Annotated in this window: 6 protein-coding genes; all 6 read right to left on the reverse strand. The window is 37.5% G+C overall.

The genetic code is table 11. The features are described from left to right. Positions 1-970 (reverse strand): branched-chain amino acid ABC transporter permease (locus tag V7183_RS19080; protein ID WP_335360483.1); only part of this gene is annotated, 970 nt, incomplete at its 3' end. A 1-nt stretch (position 971) separates the two neighbouring features. After that, positions 972-1,832, reverse strand: coding sequence for a branched-chain amino acid ABC transporter permease (locus V7183_RS19085; RefSeq protein ID WP_097899072.1), 861 nt, complete (start codon positions 1,830-1,832; stop codon positions 972-974). Positions 1,833-1,860: 28 nt separating this feature from the next. Next, positions 1,861-2,565: a branched-chain amino acid ABC transporter ATP-binding protein gene (locus V7183_RS19090; protein ID WP_097899073.1), complete on the reverse strand. Its 705-nt coding sequence runs from the start codon at positions 2,563-2,565 to the stop codon at positions 1,861-1,863. Continuing rightward, positions 2,543-3,316: an ABC transporter ATP-binding protein gene (locus V7183_RS19095; protein ID WP_097899074.1), complete on the reverse strand. Its 774-nt coding sequence runs from the start codon at positions 3,314-3,316 to the stop codon at positions 2,543-2,545. Before V7183_RS19095 ends, V7183_RS19090 begins: the two co-directional genes overlap by 23 nt. A gap of 196 nt (positions 3,317-3,512) precedes the next feature. Then, the gene (locus tag V7183_RS19100; protein ID WP_097899075.1) at positions 3,513-4,730 is read right to left on the reverse strand and encodes a substrate-binding domain-containing protein; all 1,218 of its coding nucleotides are present in this window, start codon (positions 4,728-4,730) and stop codon (positions 3,513-3,515) included. A gap of 79 nt (positions 4,731-4,809) precedes the next feature. Beyond that, positions 4,810-4,991 (reverse strand): hypothetical protein (locus V7183_RS19105; RefSeq protein ID WP_335360484.1); only part of this gene is annotated, 182 nt, incomplete at its 5' end.

Below are 4,991 nucleotides of genomic sequence, written 5' to 3' on the forward strand. Positions count from 1 at the left end.
TCTTTTTATTTCCTTCTATATTTTTCACTTTCTTAACCATTCCAACCAAACCTGTCGGGAAACCTAATAACACAATAATATATAGTAATCCAAGGAAGATTGTCCATCGTTCAAAGATGGGATATTGCGCCGCAAGTTCTGATAAATAATACTTTAGGGACTCAATAATCCCTGCGCCAGCGATTGCTCCAACTAATGTACCCACTCCCCCGATCATTGTCATTAATAAAGCATTCAAAGTCATTTCAATTGAAAAAACAGTTGTATTTACAAAGCGTAATGTGATGACAAATAAACCGCCACTAAGCGCTGCTACTATTCCAGCCACTACACTCGCAATAATTTTATAGTGGAGAATTTTATATCCAAGCGCTTCTACACGTTGCTCATTTTGCGAAATCGCCTTCAACACTTTACCAATAGAAGATTGTGTAAATAAGCGGAGCAATAGAAAAATTACGATGAGACATATGAGTGTAATATAATAAAATGTGAAACGGTCACGAAACATTTCTGGAACACGGAATGTAAAACCATCCCCCCCATGTGTGACAGCTCGCCATTTTTCAGCAAGTACGAAGAATAGTTGTGAAATGGCAAGTGTTAGCATTGCGTAAAAGTGACTTTTTAATCGTAAAGAAAGCATACCGATTATATAACTAATTATTGCTGATATTACAACTGCTATCGCAATACCGATTAAAAAACTTGCTATCGAAACCTCATGTCGATCTAATAAGAGTGCAACACAATAAGCACCTATTCCAAAAAACATACAATGACCGAATGAAACAATTCCTGTATATCCAAGCAGAATATCAAAACTCATTGCAAATATTGCAAAGATGAAAATTTGTGTGAACAAAATGAGTAAGCTCCGTGAATCATTTACGAAAGGGAATACACTTAAACAAATCAATGCAGCTATTCCAAAATATATCCCGGCCCTATTAAATGTGATGTTCACCATTTCACCCCTTCTCACCAACAAGTCCCGTTGGTTTAACTATCAAGAAGAATAACAACATTAACATATTTATTGCGAGTGATAAGTCAGGTATATAGTAAGCTGTAAAAGCTCCGGCCAAACCAACAATTAAAGATGCAATGGCCGAACCTTGTACGCTGCCCAACCCTCCAATAATGACAACAATAAAAGCTAAAATAGCATACTGCATGCCCATTTCAGCGAAAATAACTCCTGAATATGGTGCAAGAAGAAACCCACCTAACGCCGCCATTCCAGCTCCTAATAAAAAGACAAATGAAAATATAGCTTTTACGTTAATGCCGAGAGCTTGAACCATTTCCTTATCTATTACCCCCGCGCGAATCATAAGTCCAATTTTTGTTTTACGCAATAACAACATCAAACTAATATAGATCAGTACTCCAACAACAATAACAAATAAGCGATACTTTATTAATATAATCCCATCAAATGTAAAGCTCCCTTGTAACCATGATGGTAATTTAGCACTAATAGGATTCGGGCCCCAAAATACTTTTATACATTCACTAAGTACGAGCATTCCACCAAGTGTGACAAGAAGCTGCCGAACATGATTTCCATAGACAGGCCGAATAAGAAACCTTTCTAATACGAAGCCAAGAAACATCCCCATCAAAATTGCTCCTATTAACGCAAGTACATAGCTACCTGTCATATTAAATAGCCATACACCCGTAAAAGCCCCCCATGCAAACAATCCACCATGAGCAAAATTGAGGACACTCATTAAACCAAAAATAAGTGAAAGTCCAGATGCTAGTAAGAAAATAAGCATACCTGTCGAGACGCCGTTTACAAACAAATTAACTAGCACATCCACGTTCCACGCCCCCTCCTCCGTATCAACTTTAAGAAATCCCTAAATATTTATGACATGTTTCCTTATCTTCTTTCAGTTCATTCATCGAACCGTTATGCACAATTCTCCCATTATCCATAATGTAAAAATAATCCCCTATCTGGCTTGCCATCATAAAATTTTGTTCCACAAGCAAAACAGTTGTTTTCTCTTTCATTTTCAAAATAGCGAACATTAACTTTTCAATCATAATCGGCGATAATCCTTTACTTGGCTCATCGATAAGCAACAATCCATCACTATTAATGAACGCTCTTGAAATCGCCAACATTTGCTTTTGTCCTCCGCTCAAAAAGCCACTCTTTTTTTTCCAATATTGTTTTAAGTCCGGAAATAAATCGAGCATCCATTCTATCTTTTCCGCAGTTTCTATTCCTTTCTTTGTCCCTGCGAGAGCAAATGTTTCTTCTACCGTTAAATCATGAAAGATCCCTTGATTCTCTGGTACATATCCCATTCCTTTTCGCGAGATCAAATGAGTGGATAAACCATTTACTTTCTCATCGCAATAATAGATCTCTCCATGAGAAATCCTATGAAATCCCATAATAGAACGTAAAGTTGTTGTTTTTCCGGCCCCGTTTCTTCCAAACAATACAGTTATTGTTCCTTTTTCAACACCTAAAGAAACACCTTGTAAAATATGAAACTGATCTAAATACGTTTCTATATTATCCACTTTTAATAGTGTCACCGTATAATCCTCCTAAATACGCTGTTTGTACGCGCTCATCCTTCATAATCTCCTCTGGCAATCCTTCTGCTAATAACTCTCCATGAAATAATACAATTAGATGATCGGATAAATGCAATACCATATCCATTTTGTGTTCAATAAGTACAATTGTATTCTCACGATTTTTCTTTATATTTTCTATTACTTGTAAAATAGCTGGAACTTCCTCAACAGAAATGCCCGCTGTCGGTTCATCGAGTAACAATACATCTGTCTTCAGCGCTAGCAACATAGCAAGTTCTAATTTTCTCTTTTCTCCATGTGCTAAATCTTTCGCTAGCACTTCTTCTTTTTCATGAAGTAATACTGTCTTCAAAAGTCGCCTTGCCTCTCCCATCTGTTGTTTCAATCGAGAGGAGTTTGGAAAAAAACTATAATAATCTTGAACAAATGACTGTACACTTAAGCGGACATTTTCAATCACGGTTAATTCTGGGAAGATATTTGTAAGTTGAAAAGAACGCCCAATTCCAAGACGTGTTCGCTCTGGAATCGATAACTTTGTAATATCACGCTCTTTAAAATAAATCTCCCCTTTCGTCGGAGAAACTTGTCCACTTAACAAGTTAAAGAGAGTTGTCTTTCCTGCCCCATTCGGCCCAATAATCGAAATAAGTTTGCCTTTTTGTATCGTCAAATTTACATCTTTAATAACATGATGTTCTCCAAATGAGACACACAGATTTCTAGTCTCTAATAAATTCTTCATGCTCTACCTCCCCATAAAGTGAAACCTCTATTAGTAAAGGTTTTCTTCATTCCCCTACTAATGGAAAGACTTCACCAATCTGGCTTTTACACGCGAAGTTATCCCCCACCTATACTTGCTTCTCTCTGACTCTTGAGGTGGGGGACTTACTGCCCGTTAATACGGGATAAAACTATTATTTTTTTAAAAATTCAATCTATTTATTTTGAACTGGTGGCTCCGTTTCTTTCATTGTCAGTTCACGTTCTAAAACAGGCACTGGATAATCCACACCATCTTGTTTCTGCAACGTTATCGAATAAAGCGTTTGCAATGCTTGGTGATCTTTCTCTCGAAACTTCATTTTACCTTTTGGTGTTTCAAATTCCATTCCCTCCATTTTCTTAATGAGCGTATCAACCTCTGTATCTCCTTTCGTTTTCTTTAACCCCTCAACGATGGAGATTGCCGCAGACATTCCCCCAGCTGTAAATAAGTCTGGAACAGTTCCATTAAAACGCTTTTTATGTTCTTCTATTAACCAATCGTTCACTTTATTTTTCGGAAGCGTATGATAATATACTGAAAACCCTTGCATCCCTACTAGCGCATCCATTGTTTTTAATGCTGGTATATCCGGTGCCCCTGTTGAAATCTTAATTCCTTGTCCTTCCACGTTCATATCTTTTAATTGCTTCCACGGTGAGTTGGCACCAGCCCAAACAATAAATAAATAATCTGGTTTTGAACTAATAATATTTTGAATATTTGCAGTAAAATCAGTAGAATTTGTATCAGCATATTGTTCGTTTACAATATTCGCACCTAGTTTTTGCGCTCCAGCTTTAAATGCAGCAATTCCTTCACGTCCAAAGGCGTTGTCTGGAGCAAATGTTGCAATCTTTACATCTTTCTTAGCAATTGATGCAGCACCAGCAATTGCATCTTGGGATGAATTTCTTCCTGTCCTAAAAATGTATTTATTCCAGTTCTTACCCGTGATACTATCTGCAACCGCTGGTTCAACGACCATTATTTTTTCATACTCTTCGGCTAATGGTAACACTGCTAATGTATCACTTGAACTCGAAGATCCAACGAGAAAGTCGACCTTATCTTCTTCTAATAGTTTCGTAGCTTTTTTAACTGCTACATCCGCTTTCGTTTCTGTATCTTCTACAACAAACTTAATCTTCTTTCCTTCTACCTTCCCTGTTCCACCTGTTGCATAATCGAGTCCCAGCTCAAATCCATTTACTGTTTGTTTCCCGTACGATTCTAGCGGACCTGTTAACGAAGCAAGCACACCTACTTTAATCGTTTTCTCATCGTCTGTACTTGCTTTCTTTCCTGAACAACCTGCTGTTACTAACAATGAACCAAGAATACACCCCGTAAACATCATTTTTAGCCACTTACGTTTTTTCCCTGACATTGTGATCCTCCCCATACTTTACTTTCTGATAGAATCAAATACGCCATAGTAAACCATCCGTAATCATGACTTTTCACTTTTAACAATTTAACGTATTTCCGAAAGAAGTCCCCATCTTCAAGCGCGTGACGTGCAAGAGCCAAGCGGTAAGGTGGGGATGAATTTCGGTTAGGCATAGCCTAAAATAACTCTTGGCAAATACACGCATGTTTTGCCCATCCATATCAGGATGTAGTTTCCCTTCGCCAATGTTTGTAGGTG

It is taken from the genome of Bacillus sp. JJ1127 (genome assembly GCF_036965845.1).
Lineage (GTDB): Bacteria > Bacillota > Bacilli > Bacillales > Bacillaceae_G > Bacillus_A.

Coding starts and splice junctions, on each gene's coding strand:
- V7183_RS19100 (WP_097899075.1), bottom strand. CDS start 4,730: ATGTCAGGGAAAAAACGTAAGTGGCTAAAAATGATGTTTACGGGGTGT.
- V7183_RS19095 (WP_097899074.1), bottom strand. CDS start 3,316: ATGAAGAATTTATTAGAGACTAGAAATCTGTGTGTCTCATTTGGAGAA.